Annotated in this window: 13 protein-coding genes; 11 read left to right on the top strand and 2 right to left on the bottom strand. The window is 67.9% G+C overall.

Annotated features, from left to right (window positions below):
* Positions 1 to 17 precede the first annotated feature (17 nt).
* Positions 18 to 1,307: a citrate synthase family protein gene (locus HWX36_RS31850; RefSeq protein WP_175957829.1), complete on the top strand. Its 1,290-nt coding sequence runs from the start codon at positions 18 to 20 to the stop codon at positions 1,305 to 1,307.
* A gap of 234 nt (positions 1,308 to 1,541) precedes the next feature.
* On the opposite strand, the gene speB is transcribed toward HWX36_RS31850, so the two are convergent.
* Positions 1,542 to 2,510 carry an agmatinase gene (gene speB / locus HWX36_RS31845; protein WP_175957796.1) on the bottom strand — a complete coding sequence of 323 codons (969 nt, stop codon included), beginning with the start codon at positions 2,508 to 2,510 and terminating at the stop codon, positions 1,542 to 1,544.
* A 365-nt stretch (positions 2,511 to 2,875) separates the two neighbouring features.
* On the opposite strand from speB, the gene HWX36_RS31840 reads away from it, so the two are divergent.
* From HWX36_RS31840 to HWX36_RS31820, 5 genes are all read left to right on the top strand, one after another.
* On the top strand, positions 2,876 to 3,547 hold the full coding sequence (locus HWX36_RS31840) for a lysoplasmalogenase (protein ID WP_175957795.1): 672 nt from the start codon (positions 2,876 to 2,878) through the stop codon (positions 3,545 to 3,547).
* A 246-nt stretch (positions 3,548 to 3,793) separates the two neighbouring features.
* Positions 3,794 to 5,383, top strand: coding sequence for an NAD(P)/FAD-dependent oxidoreductase (locus tag HWX36_RS31835; RefSeq protein ID WP_175957794.1), 1,590 nt, complete (start codon positions 3,794 to 3,796; stop codon positions 5,381 to 5,383).
* 21 nt (positions 5,384 to 5,404) lie between these two features.
* A complete protein-coding gene (locus tag HWX36_RS31830; RefSeq protein WP_175957793.1) occupies positions 5,405 to 6,337 on the top strand; it encodes an SDR family oxidoreductase in 933 nt (310 codons plus the stop codon).
* A complete protein-coding gene (locus tag HWX36_RS31825) occupies positions 6,334 to 7,239 on the top strand; it encodes a metal-dependent hydrolase (protein WP_175957792.1) in 906 nt (301 codons plus the stop codon). The genes HWX36_RS31830 and HWX36_RS31825 overlap by 4 nt, the downstream gene beginning before the upstream one ends.
* A gap of 4 nt (positions 7,240 to 7,243) precedes the next feature.
* A complete protein-coding gene (locus HWX36_RS31820) occupies positions 7,244 to 8,155 on the top strand; it encodes an alpha/beta fold hydrolase (RefSeq protein ID WP_175957791.1) in 912 nt (303 codons plus the stop codon).
* On the opposite strand, the gene HWX36_RS31815 is transcribed toward HWX36_RS31820, so the two are convergent.
* The gene (locus tag HWX36_RS31815) at positions 8,110 to 8,670 is read right to left on the bottom strand and encodes a putative glycolipid-binding domain-containing protein (protein ID WP_175957790.1); all 561 of its coding nucleotides are present in this window, start codon (positions 8,668 to 8,670) and stop codon (positions 8,110 to 8,112) included. The two genes, HWX36_RS31820 and HWX36_RS31815, sit on opposite strands and share 46 nt — an antisense overlap.
* A gap of 271 nt (positions 8,671 to 8,941) precedes the next feature.
* Here HWX36_RS31815 and HWX36_RS31810 point away from each other — a divergent pair, with 271 nt between their 5' ends.
* The 5 genes from HWX36_RS31810 (at position 8,942) to HWX36_RS31790 (ending at position 16,139) form a co-directional block, all read left to right on the top strand.
* Complete coding sequence (locus HWX36_RS31810; protein ID WP_175957789.1) at positions 8,942 to 9,835, top strand: urea transporter; 894 nt, start codon at positions 8,942 to 8,944, stop codon at positions 9,833 to 9,835.
* Complete coding sequence (locus HWX36_RS31805; protein WP_175957788.1) at positions 9,810 to 10,586, top strand: class II aldolase/adducin family protein; 777 nt, start codon at positions 9,810 to 9,812, stop codon at positions 10,584 to 10,586. The genes HWX36_RS31810 and HWX36_RS31805 overlap by 26 nt, the downstream gene beginning before the upstream one ends.
* 52 nt (positions 10,587 to 10,638) lie before the next feature.
* Positions 10,639 to 10,827 (top strand): 4-oxalocrotonate tautomerase, encoded by a 189-nt coding sequence (locus HWX36_RS31800; RefSeq protein ID WP_175957787.1) that lies wholly within the window; start codon positions 10,639 to 10,641, stop codon positions 10,825 to 10,827.
* 104 nt (positions 10,828 to 10,931) lie between these two features.
* The gene (locus tag HWX36_RS31795) at positions 10,932 to 11,153 is read left to right on the top strand and encodes a hypothetical protein (protein ID WP_175957786.1); all 222 of its coding nucleotides are present in this window, start codon (positions 10,932 to 10,934) and stop codon (positions 11,151 to 11,153) included.
* Between the two features lie 144 nt (positions 11,154 to 11,297).
* Positions 11,298 to 16,139, top strand: a complete 4,842-nt coding sequence (locus HWX36_RS31790) for an NAD-glutamate dehydrogenase (RefSeq protein ID WP_175957785.1) — start codon at positions 11,298 to 11,300, stop codon at positions 16,137 to 16,139.
* The last annotated feature ends 5 nt before the right edge of the window (positions 16,140 to 16,144 follow it).

Raw genomic sequence — 16,144 nt, 5'->3', positions numbered from 1 at the left:
GATTCCCCCTGCGCACGATGTCGAACTACCTGAATTCGACCGAAGCCGCGGCAAGGCTCGGTGTCTCGCGGCAAACCCTCTATGCGTACGTCAGCCGCGGCCTGCTTCGCGCGGAGCCGGGCGGCAGTCACCGTGAAAGCCGCTACCTCGCGGCCGATGTCGACCGGCTCGCGGATCAACGCGCACGCGGCCGCAAGCCGAAGGAGGTGGCGAAGGCCGCGCTGAACTGGGGGTCGCCCGTGCTCGAATCGAGCATCACGTTGATCGACGGCGGCCGGCTTTTCTATCGCGGTGTGGATGCACTCGATCTCGCTACCCGCGCGAGTCTCGAGGAAGTCGCGGCGCTGCTATGGCGATGCGACGAGCAGACCGCTTTCGGCCGCCACGTCCCCACGACGCCGCCGGTACTGCGAACCCTCTTCAGGCACTACGCCGAGCAACGCGCCGAGCAGGCCCTGCTGCCGCTCTTCACCGTCGCAAGCGAGGACGCACCAACGGCGGTCTGGCATCAGCAGGCCGATCGCCAGGCGCAGGGCTGCGGCGATCTCGTGCGGATTCTGGCGGCATGCCTGCTGCGCACCCGGATCGATACGGCACCCATCCATGTGCAATGCGCACGGGCCTGGGGTGTCGGGCCTGCGGGCGCCGATCTGATCAGGATGGCGCTCGTGCTGTGCGCGGATCACGAACTGAATGCGTCGAGCTTCACGGGGCGATGCATTGCGTCGACGAACGCGAGCTTGCGGGCCGTCGTGGTCGGCGGCCTGGCCGGCCTGTCGGGCGAGCGGCACGGCGCCACCACCGCGCGCGGCGAAGCACTGTGGGACGAACTGGGCAACAAGGACGTCGAGCAAAAAATGGCCGCGCGTCTCGCCCGGGGAGACGGCTTGCCGGGCTTCGGACATGCGCTCTATCCCGGCGGCGACGTGCGCGCGACGTTCCTGTTGTCGCGGATCCTGCCGCGTCATCCTCAATGGAACAGGATGATCAATGCGGGGAGCACCCTCGTCGGCCAGAAACCTTCGCTCGATCTCGCGCTGGTGGCACTGCGCAGGCATTTGCGGCTTCCCGTCGGCGCCGCATTCGGCCTGTTCGCGCTTGGCCGCTCGATCGGCTGGATCGCGCATGGGCTGGAGCAGCGCGAGCAATCCGATCTCATCAGGCCGCGCGCGGTTTACACGGGGACGTGGCCTGATGGCGCCGGGGCGGATCATGCCCGATCCCGCGGACGGTCGGGAAAGCGGCAGACCACGCAACCCGCAGCGCCGAAAGACGACATGCTTGCCGCTTTCTTCAGGACTCGATAGCTTTTCGCCCGATGACGTCGCGGCCCGTCATCAGCGACACGCCAACGCGTCGCCGGCATAGGGACGCAGCCATCCGCCGACGTTTCGCGGATGTCGCCAACGAATCGGCTGGGCGCCTCTACGCAAATCCGCGAAGACGTCTCTCCGGATCATCGAAATACAAACAGCACACCGCCCAATGATCCGGCGATGCGCGCACCGCGCCGGCGGCGCACGCACGCCCGGCATGCCGACTTACTTCAGCGTCCCCGCCACCTTCTTCTGCCTCCACAGGCACAGCAAGTCGCACGCAACATGCGCAGCCGCAATCGCCGTGATGTCCGCGTGGTCGTACGCGGGCGCGACCTCGACCACATCCGCGCCGACCAGGTTCACAGCGCCGAGCGCGCGCACGATCGCGAGCGCCTGCGCCGACGACAGCCCACCCGCGACCGGCGTGCCCGTGCCGGGCGCGAACGCCGGATCGAGGCAGTCGATGTCGAAAGTCAGGTACGCCGGCCGAGCGCCCACGATATCGACGATCCGCTCGACCGCCGCGCGCGGGCCATGGTCATGCACCCACGCGGCATCGAGCCGCTCGATCCCGAGAAAATCGTCGTTCCATGTGCGAATCCCGACCTGCACCGACGTCGCCGGGTCGATCAGCCCTTCCTTCACGGCCTTGTAGAACATCGTGCCGTGATTGAGGCTGTCCGGATCGTCGTCGGCCCACGTGTCGCAGTGCGCGTCGAAATGGATCAGCGACAGCGGCTTGCCGTAGCGCTCCGCATGCGCGACCAGCAGCGGATACGTGATGTAGTGGTCGCCGCCGAGCGTCAGCATCTTCGCGCCGGAGCCGAGGATCGTGCGCGCATGCTCGACGATCGCGGGCTTGATCGACAGCGGGTTGTGCGCGTCGAACCAGCAATCGCCGTAGTCGACGGCCGCGAGCGCGTCGAACGGGTTGAAGCCCCACGGATACGGATGAAGCTCCGCGAGCTGGACGCTCGCCGCGCGGATCGCAGCCGGGCCGAGCCGCGCGCCGGAACGGTAGGTCGTCGCGAGGTCGAGCGGCACGCCGGAGATCGCGACGTCGACGCCGTCGAGCTCGCGCGAATAGTTGCGGCGCATGAACGACAGCACGCCCGCATAGGTGTTTTCGATCGACGAGCCGTACGGCGTCGTGCGACGGATCGCGCCGTCGCCGTGGAGAAGTTCGGTCATGGTCGGACCTGTTTTCGTGGGGAGGCCAGCCCGCCCCGCGTCGCACGAGCGCACGGGCCGGGCACGGCATGGATTCATCGGGCACGCACCGGCTTGCGCATCCAGCCGCGCGGCCGAGCGAAACAACGACAGCAACAACCACATCGATAACGGCAATACCGCGGCGATCATAGCAAGCCGAATCGAAGTCGTTGCCCCGGTTCAACCGGGGCAACGCGCCGAAACTTTCCGCCACCGGCCGCGCCTTCGATTCCTAGAAGGATTCGCCGGTTTTCGCACGCCCTTTCTTCCGGATAATGGCCGGCAGCCGCGCCCTCGACGGCGCGCCGTCCACCGCAGACAACAACAAACCGGAGACACCCGCCTTGATCGCCACGCTTCCCGCCACCTACCGCCGGCTCTGGCCGCTCGCCGTCGTCGCCGCGCTGCTGTACGGGCTGTCGCTCGCCGCCGCGCCCTATCCGGGCCAGGCCGCGGCGAAAGCCGCGATGGGGATCCTGCTGCTCGCGGCGGGCAGCACTTGCGCCGCGCCGCGCGAACGCGCGTGGCTGTGCGCGGCGCTCGTGACGGCCGCGCTCGGCGACGTGCTGCTCGCGCTGCCCGGCTGGCCGCTGTCGTTCGTCCTCGGGCTCGGCGCATTCCTGCTCACGCACCTGTGCTATTGCGCGATCTTCATGCGCTGGCGCGCGCGGCCGCACGGGTGGCGCATCGTCGCGCTCGCCGGGCTGTGGATCGCCGCGCCGGCGTTCTACGTGGCGTTCTTTCCGCACCTCGGCGAGTTGATGGCGCCGGTCGCCGTCTACATGCTCGTGCTGTGCGCGATGGCGAGCTTCGCGCTCATCGCCCGCACGCGCGGCCCGCTGGTAGCCGCCGGCAGCCTGATCTTCGTCGGCTCCGATACGCTGATCGGCGTCGGCCGCTTCCTCGGCGGCTTTCCGGGCATCGATTACCTGATCTGGGGTCTCTACGCGCTCGCGCAGGTCACGATCGTGGCCGGGGTTTTCCATGAGACGGCCGCCCGACCGATCCGTCCCTGATACTGTTTCAAACAGGCCGCCGCGCGCCGGCGGCCTCGCCGGCTTCCTCTCTCGCCCTATCGACGGCCCTTTCCGCGCCTCCCGCCATGCGGAAACCGGCCCGTTCCAAACCCCGCTCAGCCTTTTCCCGCCTGGCTTCCGGCCCTTAGAGCGCCGCTTCTAGCCTCTTGCGGTTTCCGGGTTCACCCACTATCGTTACATCAAACAATGTAACATTCAAAAATGAGCCAAATCGGAGACACCCGGATGAATGCTCGCACGTTGCCTTTCGGTCCGCCCGGCCATGATGGCCTGGACGAAACCATCGACATCGCCATCATCGGCACCGGCTTCGCCGGCCTCGGGATGGCGATCCGCCTGCGTCAGACAGGCGTGACCGACTTCGTCGTCCTCGAGAAGGCCGCGTCGGTTGGCGGCACGTGGCGCGACAATCATTACCCCGGGTGTGCATGCGACGTGCAATCGCATGTCTATTCGTTCTCGTTCGCGCCGAACCCGCGCTGGACGCGCATGTTCGCGCCGCAGCCGGAAATCCGCGCGTATCTGGAAGACTGCATGCAGCGCTTCGGGATCGGCGCGCACCTGCGCATGAACCACGAGCTGCAGCGCGCCGAGTACGACGAAGCCGCGCAACGCTGGCGCCTCACGTTCGCGAACGGCAAGCGGCTGTCCGCGCGCGTGCTGGTGTCGGGGATGGGCGGGCTGTCGCGGGCCGCGCTGCCGTCGATTCCCGGCGTCGAGAACTTCAAGGGCCGCGCGTTCCACTCGCAGCAGTGGGATCACGACTATGCGCTCGAAGGCAAGCGTGTTGCGGTGATCGGCACCGGGGCGAGCGCGATCCAGTTCGTGCCGCAGATCGCGCCGCGCGTGAAGGAACTCGCACTGTTCCAGCGCACGCCGCCGTGGATCATGCCGAAGCCCGACCGCAACCTGACCGGGTTCGAGAAATGGCTGTTCCGCACGCTGCCGTTCACGCAGAAGATCGTGCGCAGCGGCATCTACTGGATGCTCGAATCGCGCGTGCTCGGCTTCGCGATCCATCCGTCGCTGATGAAGAACGTGCAGAAGCTCGCGCTGCGCCACATCCGCAAGCAGATTCCCGATCCGGAGCTGCGCAAGATCGTCACGCCGAACTACACGCTCGGCTGCAAGCGCGTGCTGATCTCGAACGACTACTACCCGGCGCTGTCGCGCAAGAACGTCGACGTGATCACGGCCGGCATCGACCATATCGAAGCCGATGCGGTCGTGACGACCGACGGCAAGCGCCATGAAGTCGACTGCCTGATCTACGGCACCGGCTTCCAGGTGGCCGATCCGTATCCGCGCGGCGCGATCATCGGCCGCGGCGGGCTCGACATCGTCGACGCATGGCGCGACGGCGCGCACGCGTATCTCGGCTCGACACTGCCCGGCTACCCGAACTTCTTCATGATCGTCGGCCCGAACACCGGCCTCGGCCACAACTCGATGGTGTTCATGATCGAGTCGCAGATCGAGTACATCCTCGGCGCACTGCAGGCGATGCGTCGCGAACGTGCGGATGCGATCGAGGTGCGCCCGCTCGTCGAGGCGCAATTCAACAGCGACCTGCAAGGCAAGCTGAAGAAGGCGATCTGGTCGACGGGCGGCTGCAAGAGCTGGTACCTCGATCCGCGCACCGGCAAGAACACGACGCTGTGGCCAGGCTTCACGTGGCGTTTCCGCCAGGCGACCGCGCACTTCTCGATCGCCGACTACCACGCGTATCGCGCGCCGCAACACGACGCGACCGCGCGGCCCGCCGCCGCGCCCGCCGCTTCCGCTTCGACTTCCACGTCCGCCGAAGCGGCCTGAGCCAGACAAGGAGCAACCGACATGAAAGATTTCGCCAACAAGGTCGCCGCGATCACGGGCGCCGGCTCGGGCATGGGCCGCGCGCTCGCGATCCAGCTCGCGCAGGCCGGCTGCCAGGTATCGCTCGCCGACAAGAACGGCGTCGGCCTCGCCGAAACCGAACGGATCGTCCGCACGATCGCGCCGAACGTGCGCGTGTCGACGCGCGTGCTCGACGTCGGCGACCGCGACGCGATGTTCGCGTGGGCCGACGACACCGCGAAGGAGCACGGCAAGGTCAACCTGATCTTCAACAACGCGGGCGTCGCGCTGTCGAGCACGATCGAAGGGATGGAATACAGCGACCTCGAGTGGATCGTCAACATCAACTTCTGGGGCGTCGTGCACGGCACGAAGGCGTTCCTGCCGCACCTGAAGGCCTCGGGCGACGGCCACGTGATCAACACGTCGAGCATCTTCGGGATCTTCGCGCAGCCGGGCATGAGCGGCTACAACGCGACCAAGTTCGCGGTACGCGGCTTCACCGAATCGCTGCGCCAGGAACTCGACATGATGAAGTGCGGCGTGTCGGCGACCTGCGTGCATCCGGGCGGCATCCGCACGAACATCGCGCAGTCGAGCCGCGTCGCGAAGAACATGGTCGGCTTCATCGTCGAGAGCGAACAGCAAGGCAAGGACAGCTTCGAGAAGTTCTTCATCACGACCGCCGACGACGCCGCGCGCACGATCCTCGCCGGCGTGCGCAAGAACAAGCGCCGCGTGCTGATCGGCCGCGACGCGAAGGGTGCGGACTGGATGGCGCGCATCCTGCCGTCCGCGTACCAGGCGCTCGTCGTGCTCGCGACGCGCCGCGAGGCCGCGAAGGCCCGCCGCGCCGCGCGCGGCGCGCCAGCGGCCGCGCCGCTGCATGCCACCTACAACAACGCAGGCAACCAGGGAGGAGAACAATCATGACGACCCCGAACATGATGCCCGTACGGCGCGACATCCGCTTCGCGCTGCCGCCCGAACGCGCGAAGGACTGGCACGTGCAGGGCGTGCCGGTCACGCATTTCATGAACGCGCTGTCGCTGCTGTTCCCGGCCGGCGAACGCTTCTTCATGGATTCGGTGCGCAACTACCGCGACCGGATCGAGGATCCCGAACTGAAGAAGCAGGTGCTCGGCTTCATCGGCCAGGAAGCGATGCATACGCGCGAGCACATCGAATACAACGACCTGCTGCAGTCGTCCGGCCTGCCCGCGCACAAGCTCGACAAGCGCCTGTGGACGATCCTCGGCTGGTTCAAGAAGGTGCTGCCGCATTCGATGCAGCTCGCGATCACGATCGCGCTCGAGCACTACACGGCGATCCTCGCGAACCAGCTGCTGTCGGGACACGAGCACCGCATCGACGGCTCGGTCGAAGGCTACCAGCAGATGTGGATGTGGCATGCGATGGAGGAAACCGAGCACAAGGCGGTGTCGTACGACGTATGGACCACCGTGATGAAGCCGGGCCTCGGCAGCTACCTGCTGCGCACGGGCACGATGCTGACGACGACCGTGTTCTTCTGGGCCATCGTGTTCGACTTCCACGTGCGCCTGATGCGCGCGCACCGTCGCGAACACGGCAAGTTCGGCGGCATGTGGCGCCTCGTGAAGTACCTGTACAGCCCGAAACACGGCGTGTTCCCGAGCATTGCGCGCGAATGGCTCGACTACTTCCGTCCGGGCTTCCACCCGTGGGACCACGACAACCACCAGTACCTGCAGGGGCTCGACACGCTGCTCGAGAACATCGACGCGACCAACGCGCGCTACGCGGCGCAAGCCGCCCCGCGCCGCGTGCCGCTGCACCCGGTTCCGCAGGCATGACGCCATGGCGCGCGCCCACGAGATGCTGACCGTCCAGTCCGGCGACGTGAAACTCGCCGTGTATGTAAGCGGCTCGCGTCGCGCGCCGCCGCTGATCCTCGTGCACGGCTACCCCGATTCGGCGGCCGTATGGGCGCCGATCCGCGCACGGCTCGCGAAGCGCTACCGCGTGATCGCGTACGACGTGCGCGGCGCCGGCGCCTCCGATGCGCCCCGCCGCCGTGCCGACTACACGCTCGAACGGCTCGCCGCCGACCTGAAGGCGGTGGCCGACGCGACCTGCGGCGGCCGGCCGTTCCATCTCGTCGGCCATGACTGGGGCTCGATCCAGTGCTGGGAGGCCGTGACCGACCCCGCGTTCCGCGGCCGGATCGCGTCGTACACGTCGATCTCGGGCCCGTGCCTCGATCACGTGTTCCGCGCGAAGATGCGGCTCAAGCAGAGCCTGAAGTCGTGGTACATCGCGTTCTTCCACCTGCCGCTCGTGCCGTCGCTGGTGTGGCGGCTCGGCGGCGCGGCATTGTGGCCGCGCTGGCTGCAGCTCACCGAACGCGTGCGGGCGGAGCGCGACCCCGTGCAACTGAAGAACGCGCTGAACGGGCTGCAGCTGTACCGCGCGAATTTCATCGCACGGGCACGCAAGCCGCGTGAGCGGTACGCGCAGGCGCCCGTGCAGATCCTGGTGCCGGTGCGCGACCGCTACGTGACACCCGAGATGTCGGTCGACCTCGACCGCTGGCTCGGCGACCACGTGCGCGAGGAAATCGACGGCACGCACTGGATCGTGCTGCGCCATCCCGACATGATCGCGTCGCGGATCGACCGCTTCGCGTCCGCGCAGGAGCGGCCGGCGGTCACGAACGCCGCGGTTCAGCGCACCGCCGGCGCCGGCAGGCGCCTGAACAGCGTCTCGTAGTCGACGACGAGCCCGTCGTCGTCGATCTCCATCTCGGCCGTGAAATTCCGGAAGATGCCTTCGTAGCGGTAGCGCCGGCCCGGCTCGAGGCATGCATAGGCCTGCTTGACCGGCGTGACCTTCAGGTCCGGCGTCGAGATGTACGCGACGTCGATCGGCCGCCGCTCGCCGCGCGCGAGCCCGAGGCGGCCGATCGGCAGCGAATTCGTGAACGGCGTCGCCGCGATGTCGATGTCGATGCAGCCGTCGAGCTCGGGCAACGCGCGGCCCGCGCCGTCGTGCCAGTGGCCGGCGCCGTCGCCGCGCAGTTCCAGCGTGCCGCCGCCCATCACCTTCAGCACTGCATAGGTCACGCGCCAGTGCGCATCGCACTCGACGCGATACGCGAGCCCGTATGCGCGGCCGTACCGCTGGCCGACTACCGCGCTTTCGACGACGATCCCGCCGCCGCTCCGGTCGAACGTCAGATGTTCGACCCCGTCGCCCTCGAGCGACGCCCAACGCACTTCGCGCATCGTTCCGCCTCCCGGTTTCCTTGATGCGTGGCATCGTCGCACAAATTCCCGAACGAAGACGCCAACAAATGCGTACTTGATCCGAAAGGCTGGCGATCGCTCAAATTCGCCGCGGAAACTGACACATTGCCAAAAACGTCAGCGCAGGCCGGCGGGCATCACCCCGCCCCAATTCGGGGCACCGCCCACAAATCCTGACTATCCATGATTCCCTATTCCGGTGCACAGGATTGTGTCCTATGCTCGCGGCTCGTCCTGTTACGCCGCCGACATGCCTACCGCCCGTTCCGCCTCGCCGTCGATCGACCTGCGCATTTTGCTGCGCGGCATCGGGCAGATCGTCCTGCAGGCAAATGCGTTCACCGGCGCGATGCTGCTCGCCGCGCTGGCGCTGACCGACGTGCGGCTCGCCTGCGCGGCGCTGGTCGGTTCGGCCGCCGCCAGCATGACCGCCGTGCTGACGGGCGCCGAGCGCCGCGACGTCGAACAGGGGCTGCACGGCTTCAACGGCGCGCTCGCCGCGCTGATCGCCGTGCTGTTCGTGCCCCATCCGCTCGCCGCGCTCGCGCTGGTGCCGCTGGTCGCAATCGGCGCGGCGCTCGTGCAGCGCGCGATGCGCGCGCCGCTCGCTCGCTGGCGCCAGTGCCCGTATTCGAGCCCGTGCCTCGCCGTCACCGCGCTGTGGCTGCCGTTTGTCGCGTTGCAGCAAACGAACGGCGCCCCGGTCGGCGCGACACTGGCGCTGCCTTCCATCGCCGACGCGCTGCTCGCGGGCGTCGCGCAGACTACCTTCGCGCAAGGTGCGTGGGCCGGCGCGCTGATCGTCGCCGGCATCGCCGCCGCGTCGCGGCGCGCGGCCGCGTTCGCGCTCGGCGGCGCCATCGTGTCGACCGTGCTGCTGCTCGCGCTCGGCGCGAGCGGCACGTCGTTGGCCGACGGCCTGCTCGGCTTCAACGGCGCGCTCGCCGCGCTCGCGTTGATGTCGCGCGGCCCGCGCGCGGCGTTCGCGGCCGCCGCGCTCGCCGCGCTGGTCCAGTGGCTCGCGACGCGCGCGGGCATCCCCGCGTTCACGGCCCCGTTCGCGCTCGCGTCATGGATCACGGTGGCCGTCGCGCGCCGCTTCACCCTCGGAGAAACCGATGTCGTCATTCGCACACCGTCCTGACGCCGTGAAACCCGGCGGCCCGATCTCCGACGCCGAACGCCGGCTGCGCGTCGACCTCGCCGCCGCGTATCGGCTCGTCGCGCTCAACGGCTGGGACGACCTGATCTACACGCACCTTTCCGCGACCGTGCCCGGCGAGCCCGGCCACTTCCTGATCAACCCGTTCGGCCTCACGTTCGACGAGGTCCGCGCATCGAACCTCGTGAAGATCGACCTGGCCGGCAACCGGATCGGCGACGGCGAGCATGCGGTCAACGTGACCGGCTTCGCGCTGCATGCGGCCGTGCACGCGGCGCGCGCCGACGCCGTGTGCGTGATGCATCTGCACAATACGGCCGGCATCGCCGTGTCGATCCAGCGCGACGGGCTGTTGCCCGCGTCACAGCACGCGCTGCGCTTTCACGGCGACCTCGCGTATCACGACTACGAGGCACTCACGTTCTCGCCGGCCGAAGGCGCGCGGCTGACTTCCAGCCTCGGCACGAAATCCGCGATGCTGTTGCGCAATCACGGCACGCTGACGGTCGGCCGCACCGTCGGCGAAGCCTATGTGCTGATGGATACGCTGATCAAGGCGTGCGACATCCAGGTGCGCGCGCAGGCGGGCGGCGGACCGCTCGTGCTGCCCGACCCGGCCGTCGCCGACCGCACCGCCGAACAGCTGCGCGACGGCGGCGCGATCGAAGGCGAACTGGAATGGCCGGCGCTGCTGCGCCGGCTCGACCGGATCGATCCGACGTATCGCGACTGACGTTGCCGGCGTCCCACCGAATTTCCACCCCAAACCATCGGAGCCCCCAGTCATGCCGACTTTCAATATCCAGTTGTTCGAAGGCCGCACGGTCGAACAGAAGCGCGCATTCGTCGAAGCGATCACGCGCGTCACGTGCGAGACGCTCGGCTGCGAGCCGGGCTCGGTCGATATCATCCTGACCGACGTGAAGAAGGAGAACTGGGCGACGGCCGGGAAGCTGTGGAGCGACGAGCGCTGACAGGCATCGCGTCGGCGCCGGCAGAACCTTCCGGGCGGTATGCGCTCGAACCGCGGTGACACCGGAACCGCCGTGCCGCACACACGGCACTCGATGGAGAATGCATGATCGAAGACAAACACATCGCCACGACACTGAACGAAATGATCCTGTCGATGGGCATGAAACTGGATCAATCGCTCCATCGGGTCAAAGAGACGCGCCCGGCGCACGAATTCGTCGCCTATCGTGAATTCGTGTCGCAAGTTTTGACCACGATGCCGGTCGACCTCATGAACCCGCGCTACATACGGCATCCCGACCTGAAGCCGCCGGAACTGGCATGACCCGCCTCTGCAGCGCCCCGCCACAGGCGCTGCAGACTCCCGCTTCACGCTCCCTCCCGTTGTGCGCCCGCACATCGCTTTGTCACGCAATCGGCGCATAATGCCGGACAGACGCAGCAGCCAATGGCCACCCGGGAGACCGCCATGGAAGCGAAGAACGAGGAAGTCGTCGCACACCTGCTCTCCGACGTCGTCGAATTCGCGCGCGGGCGCCTGCCCGAAGCCACGTTCCGGATCGTCGAACCCTTCCTGCGTCATTACTACGATTTCGTCGATGCCGACGATCTGCAGAGCCGCAGCATCGCCGATCTCTACGGCGCCGCGATGGCGCACTGGCAGACCGCCCAGAAATTCGTGCCCGGCAGCGAACGGCTGCGCGTGTACAACCCGATCCTCGAACAGCACGGCTGGCATTCCGACCACACGGTCATCGAGATCGTCAACGACGACATGCCGTTCCTCGTCGATTCGGTGACGATGGCCGTCAACCGCCTCGGGCTCGCGCTGCATTCGGCGCTGCACCCGGTGTTCCGCATCTGGCGCGGCCGCGATGGCGGCATCGAGCGCGTCGATGCGGGCGGCGCGACGCCCGGCGACGGCCAGTCGCAACTCGCGTCGTTCATCCATTTCGAAGTCGATCGCTGCGGCGATGCCGCGCTGCTCGACACGTTGCGCAACGACATCGCGCACGTGCTCGGCGACGTGCGGGCGTCGGTGGAAGACTGGCCGAAGATCGTCGACATCGCGCGCGCGACGATCAAGGACATGAAGGCGCGCGAATCGACCGCGGAAGACATCGAGGCGCGCGCGTTCCTCGAATGGATGGCCGCCGATCACTTCACGTTCCTCGGCCAGCGCGACTACGCGCTCGTGTCGGACGGCACCGGCTTCGGCCTGCGCGGCATCGAGGGTACCGGCCTCGGCATCCTGCGCGAATCGCTGCGCACGTCGGGCGCGCCCGACGTGACGCCGCTGCCGCCGGCCGCCGCCGACATCATCACCGGCGCCTGGCCGATCTTCCTGACCAAGGCGAACTCGCGCGCGACCGTGCACCGGCCCGGCTATCTCGACTACGTGGGCGTGAAACTCGTCGGCGCCGACGGCAAGGTCACCGGCGAGCGCCGCTTCATCGGGCTCTACACGTCGACGGCGTATTTCGGTTCGTATGCCGACATTCCGATCGTGCGCCGCAAGTGCGCGAACATCGTGCGGCGTGCAGGCTTCCTGCCGAAGGGGCATCTCGGCAAGTCGCTCGTGACGGTGCTCGAAACCTATCCGCGCGACGAACTGTTCCAGGCCGACGAGGACCAGCTCTACGACATCGCGCTCGGCGTCCTGCGGCTGCAGGAACATCAGCGCACGCGGCTGTTCGTGCGCCGCGACCGCTTCGACCGCTTCGTGTCGTGCCTCGCGTACGTGCCGCGCGACAAGTACAACACCGACCTGCGCCGGCGCATCGCGAAGCTGCTCGTCGATGCCTACAACGGCGTGAACGTCGAATTCACGCCGCTGCTGTCGGAATCGGCGATCGCCCGCATTCATTTCGTCGTGCACGCGGAACCGGGCACGATGCCCGACGTCGACACGCGCGAACTCGAGACGCGGCTCGTGCAGGTGGCGCGCCGCTGGCAGGACGATCTCGCCGACGCGCTGCTCGACGCATTCGGCGAAGAACAAGGCAACCGCCTGCTGCAGCGCTATGCCGATTCGTTCCCGGCCGGCTATCGCGACGACTATCCGGCGCGCACGGCCGTGCGCGACATCGAGCTGATCGAACGCGTGAAGGAGTCGGGCCAGCTCGCGATGAACCTGTACCGGCCGATCGAGGCCGACGCGCGCGCGTTCCGCTTCAAGGTCTATCGCGCGGGCGACCCGATCGCGCTGTCGCGCAGCCTGCCGATGCTCGAGCATCTCGGCGTGCGCGTCGACGAGGAGCGGCCGTACCGGATCCAGACGCAGGACGGCTCGCACGCGTGGGTGCACGACTTCGGGCTCGAACTCGCCGACGATACCGAGTTCGACATCGAGCGCGTGAAAGGCCTGTTCGAGGATGCGTTCGACCGGATCTGGAGCGGCCGGATCGAGAACGACGACTTCAACCGCCTCGTGCTGCGCGCGCACCTGAGCGCACGCGAAGTGACGATCCTGCGCGCGTATGCGAAATACCTGCGGCAAGTCGGCTCGACGTTCAGCGACGCCTACATCGAGCGCGCGCTGACCGGCAATCCGGCGATCGCGCGGCAGTTCGTCGAGCTGTTCCTGCTGCGTTTCGACCCGGCCACCGGCGACACGCGCGACGTGCAGGCCGAGCGGCTGCTGAAGGCGATCGAAGGCGCGCTCGACCAGGTGCCGAACCTCGACGAGGACCGCATCCTGCGCCAGTTCCTCGGCGTGATCAACGCGACCGAGCGCACGAACTACTTCCTGCGCGACGCGAACGGCGAATCGAAACCGTACCTGTCGTTCAAGTTCAATCCGGCGAAAGTGCCGGGCCTGCCCGAACCGAAGCCGATGTTCGAGATCTGGGTGTATTCGCCGCGTGTCGAGGGCGTGCACCTGCGCGGCGGGCGCGTCGCGCGCGGCGGCCTGCGCTGGTCGGATCGCCGCGAGGATTTCCGCACCGAAGTGCTCGGGCTGATGAAGGCGCAGATGGTGAAGAACGTCGTGATCGTGCCGGTCGGCTCGAAAGGCGGCTTTGTCGTGAAGAACCCGCCGCCGCCGAGCGATCGCGAAGCGTGGATGCGCGAAGGCATCGCGTGCTACCAGACCTTCCTGCGCGGCCTGCTCGACCTGACCGACAACCGGGTCGGCAACGCGATCGTGCCGCCGCCCGACGTCGTGCGCCACGATCCGGATGACCCGTACCTGGTCGTCGCCGCCGACAAGGGCACGGCCACCTTCTCCGACTACGCGAACGCGATCTCGCACGAATACGGCTTCTGGCTCGACGACGCGTTCGCGTCCGGCGGCTCGGTCGGCTATGACCACAAGAAGATGGCGATCACCGCGCGCGGCGCGTGGGAATCGGTGAAGCGGCACTTCCGCGAAATGGGCATCGATACGCAGACGACCGATTTCACGGTGGTCGGCGTCGGCGACATGTCGGGCGACGTGTTCGGCAACGGGATGCTGCTGTCGCCGCATATCCGGCTCGTCGCCGCGTTCGATCACCGGCACGTGTTCCTCGACCCGAACCCCGATCCGGCGATCAGCTTCGCGGAGCGCCAGCGCATGTTCGCGCTCGAACGGTCGAGCTGGGCCGACTACGATCCGGCCGCGATTTCGGCGGGCGGCGGCGTATATCCGCGCACCGCGAAGACGATCCCGCTGTCGCCGGCCGTGCAGGCCGCGCTCGGCATCGACGCACATGCGCTGCCGCCGGCCGAGCTGATCCGCGCGATCCTGCAGGCGCCGGTCGACCTGCTGTACAACGGCGGCATCGGCACCTACGTGAAGGCCGCGCGCGAAACCCACCTGCAGGTCGGCGACCGCGCGAACGACGCGGTGCGCGTGAACGGCGCGGAGCTGCGCTGCAAGGTGGTCGGCGAAGGCGGTAACCTCGGCTGCACACAGTTCGGCCGCATCGAGTTCGCGCAACGCGGCGGCCGCATCAACACCGATGCGATCGACAACTCCGCCGGCGTCGATTGTTCGGATCACGAAGTCAACATCAAGATCCTGCTCGGGCTCGTCGTGTCCGACGGCGAGATGACCGAGAAGCAGCGCAACGCGCTGCTCGCGGAGATGACCGACGAAGTCGGGCTGCTCGTGCTGCGCGACAACTACTACCAGACGCAGGCGCTGTCGATCGCCGGCCGCTATGCGGTCGAGCTGCTCGACGCCGAGGCGCGCCTGATGCGCTGGCTCGAACGCGCGGGCCGCCTGAATCGCGTGATCGAATTCCTGCCGACCGACGATGAAGTCGCGGAACGGCAGGCCGCGAAGCTCGGCCTCACGTCGCCGGAACGCGCGGTGCTGCTCGCGTACAGCAAGATGTGGCTGTACGACGCGCTGCTCGAATCCGACGTGCCCGAGGATCCGCTGGTGGCCGCGATGCTCGTCGACTACTTCCCGAAGCCGCTGCAGCAGCGCTTCAGCGAACCGATGCGCCGCCATCCGCTGCGCCGCGAGATCCTCGCGACGCACCTGACCAACGCGCTCGTGAACCGCGTCGGCTGCGCGTTCGTGCACCGGCTGATGGAGGAAACCGACGCGAAGCCCGGCGACATCGTGCGTGCCTGCATCATGGCGCGCGACGTGTTCGACCTCGATGCGGTGTGGCGCGATATCGACGCGCTCGACAACCGCGTCGCCGACGACGTGCAGGCGCGCATGTTCGTCGACGTCGCGCGGCTGCTGGAGCGCGCGGCGCTGTGGTTCCTGCGGCACCTGCAATCCGGCGCGGTGGCCGACGGCGGCGTCGCCGAGCTGATCGCGCGCTGCCGCGACGCGGCGCAGCGGCTTGCGCCGCAACTGCCGTCGCTGCTGCCGGCCGACGATCTCGAAGCGCTGTCCGAGCGGCAGCGCGTGCTGGTCGAAGCCGGCGTCGACAGCGCGCTTGCGGTGCGCGTCGCGAGCGGCGACATCTCGGCCGCGCTGCTCGACATCGCCGAAGTAGCCGCGACCAGCAACCGCAGCCTCGAACTCGTCGCGGGGGTCTATTTTTCGCTCGGCACGCTGCTCAATTACAGCTGGATCGGCGAACGGGCGGCAACGCTGCCGACGCCGACGCACTGGGACATGCTGGCGCGCGCGGCCGCGCTCGCGGAAGTGGCGCGCCTCAAGCGCACGCTCGCGACGAGCGCACTCGCGGAATCGCCGGATTCGACCACGCCGGAGACGATCGTCGGCGCGTGGCGCGCGCGCCGCGAAGCCGCACTTGCGCGCTACGAGCACCTGCTCGCGGACCTGCGCGCATCGGGTGGCGCGAGCCTCGCGGTACTGCTCGTGATCGTGCGGGAAATGGCCGTGCTCGAACGGGCGTGATGGTC

This window comes from Burkholderia sp. BCC0405, assembly GCF_902833075.1.
GTDB lineage: Bacteria > Pseudomonadota > Gammaproteobacteria > Burkholderiales > Burkholderiaceae > Burkholderia.
Note: the sequence above shows the minus strand (reverse complement) of the source record. Positions and strands in the feature narration are given on the sequence as shown.

Coding starts and splice junctions, on each gene's coding strand:
- HWX36_RS31835 (WP_175957794.1), top strand. CDS start 3,794: ATGAATGCTCGCACGTTGCCTTTCGGTCCGCCCGGCCATGATGGCCTG.
- HWX36_RS31810 (WP_175957789.1), top strand. CDS start 8,942: ATGCCTACCGCCCGTTCCGCCTCGCCGTCGATCGACCTGCGCATTTTG.
- HWX36_RS31830 (WP_175957793.1), top strand. CDS start 5,405: ATGAAAGATTTCGCCAACAAGGTCGCCGCGATCACGGGCGCCGGCTCG.
- HWX36_RS31820 (WP_175957791.1), top strand. CDS start 7,244: ATGGCGCGCGCCCACGAGATGCTGACCGTCCAGTCCGGCGACGTGAAA.
- HWX36_RS31825 (WP_175957792.1), top strand. CDS start 6,334: ATGACGACCCCGAACATGATGCCCGTACGGCGCGACATCCGCTTCGCG.
- HWX36_RS31790 (WP_175957785.1), top strand. CDS start 11,298: ATGGAAGCGAAGAACGAGGAAGTCGTCGCACACCTGCTCTCCGACGTC.
- HWX36_RS31815 (WP_175957790.1), bottom strand. CDS start 8,670: ATGCGCGAAGTGCGTTGGGCGTCGCTCGAGGGCGACGGGGTCGAACAT.
- HWX36_RS31850 (WP_175957829.1), top strand. CDS start 18: ATGTCGAACTACCTGAATTCGACCGAAGCCGCGGCAAGGCTCGGTGTC.
- HWX36_RS31795 (WP_175957786.1), top strand. CDS start 10,932: ATGATCGAAGACAAACACATCGCCACGACACTGAACGAAATGATCCTG.
- HWX36_RS31800 (WP_175957787.1), top strand. CDS start 10,639: ATGCCGACTTTCAATATCCAGTTGTTCGAAGGCCGCACGGTCGAACAG.
- HWX36_RS31805 (WP_175957788.1), top strand. CDS start 9,810: ATGTCGTCATTCGCACACCGTCCTGACGCCGTGAAACCCGGCGGCCCG.
- speB (WP_175957796.1), bottom strand. CDS start 2,510: ATGACCGAACTTCTCCACGGCGACGGCGCGATCCGTCGCACGACGCCG.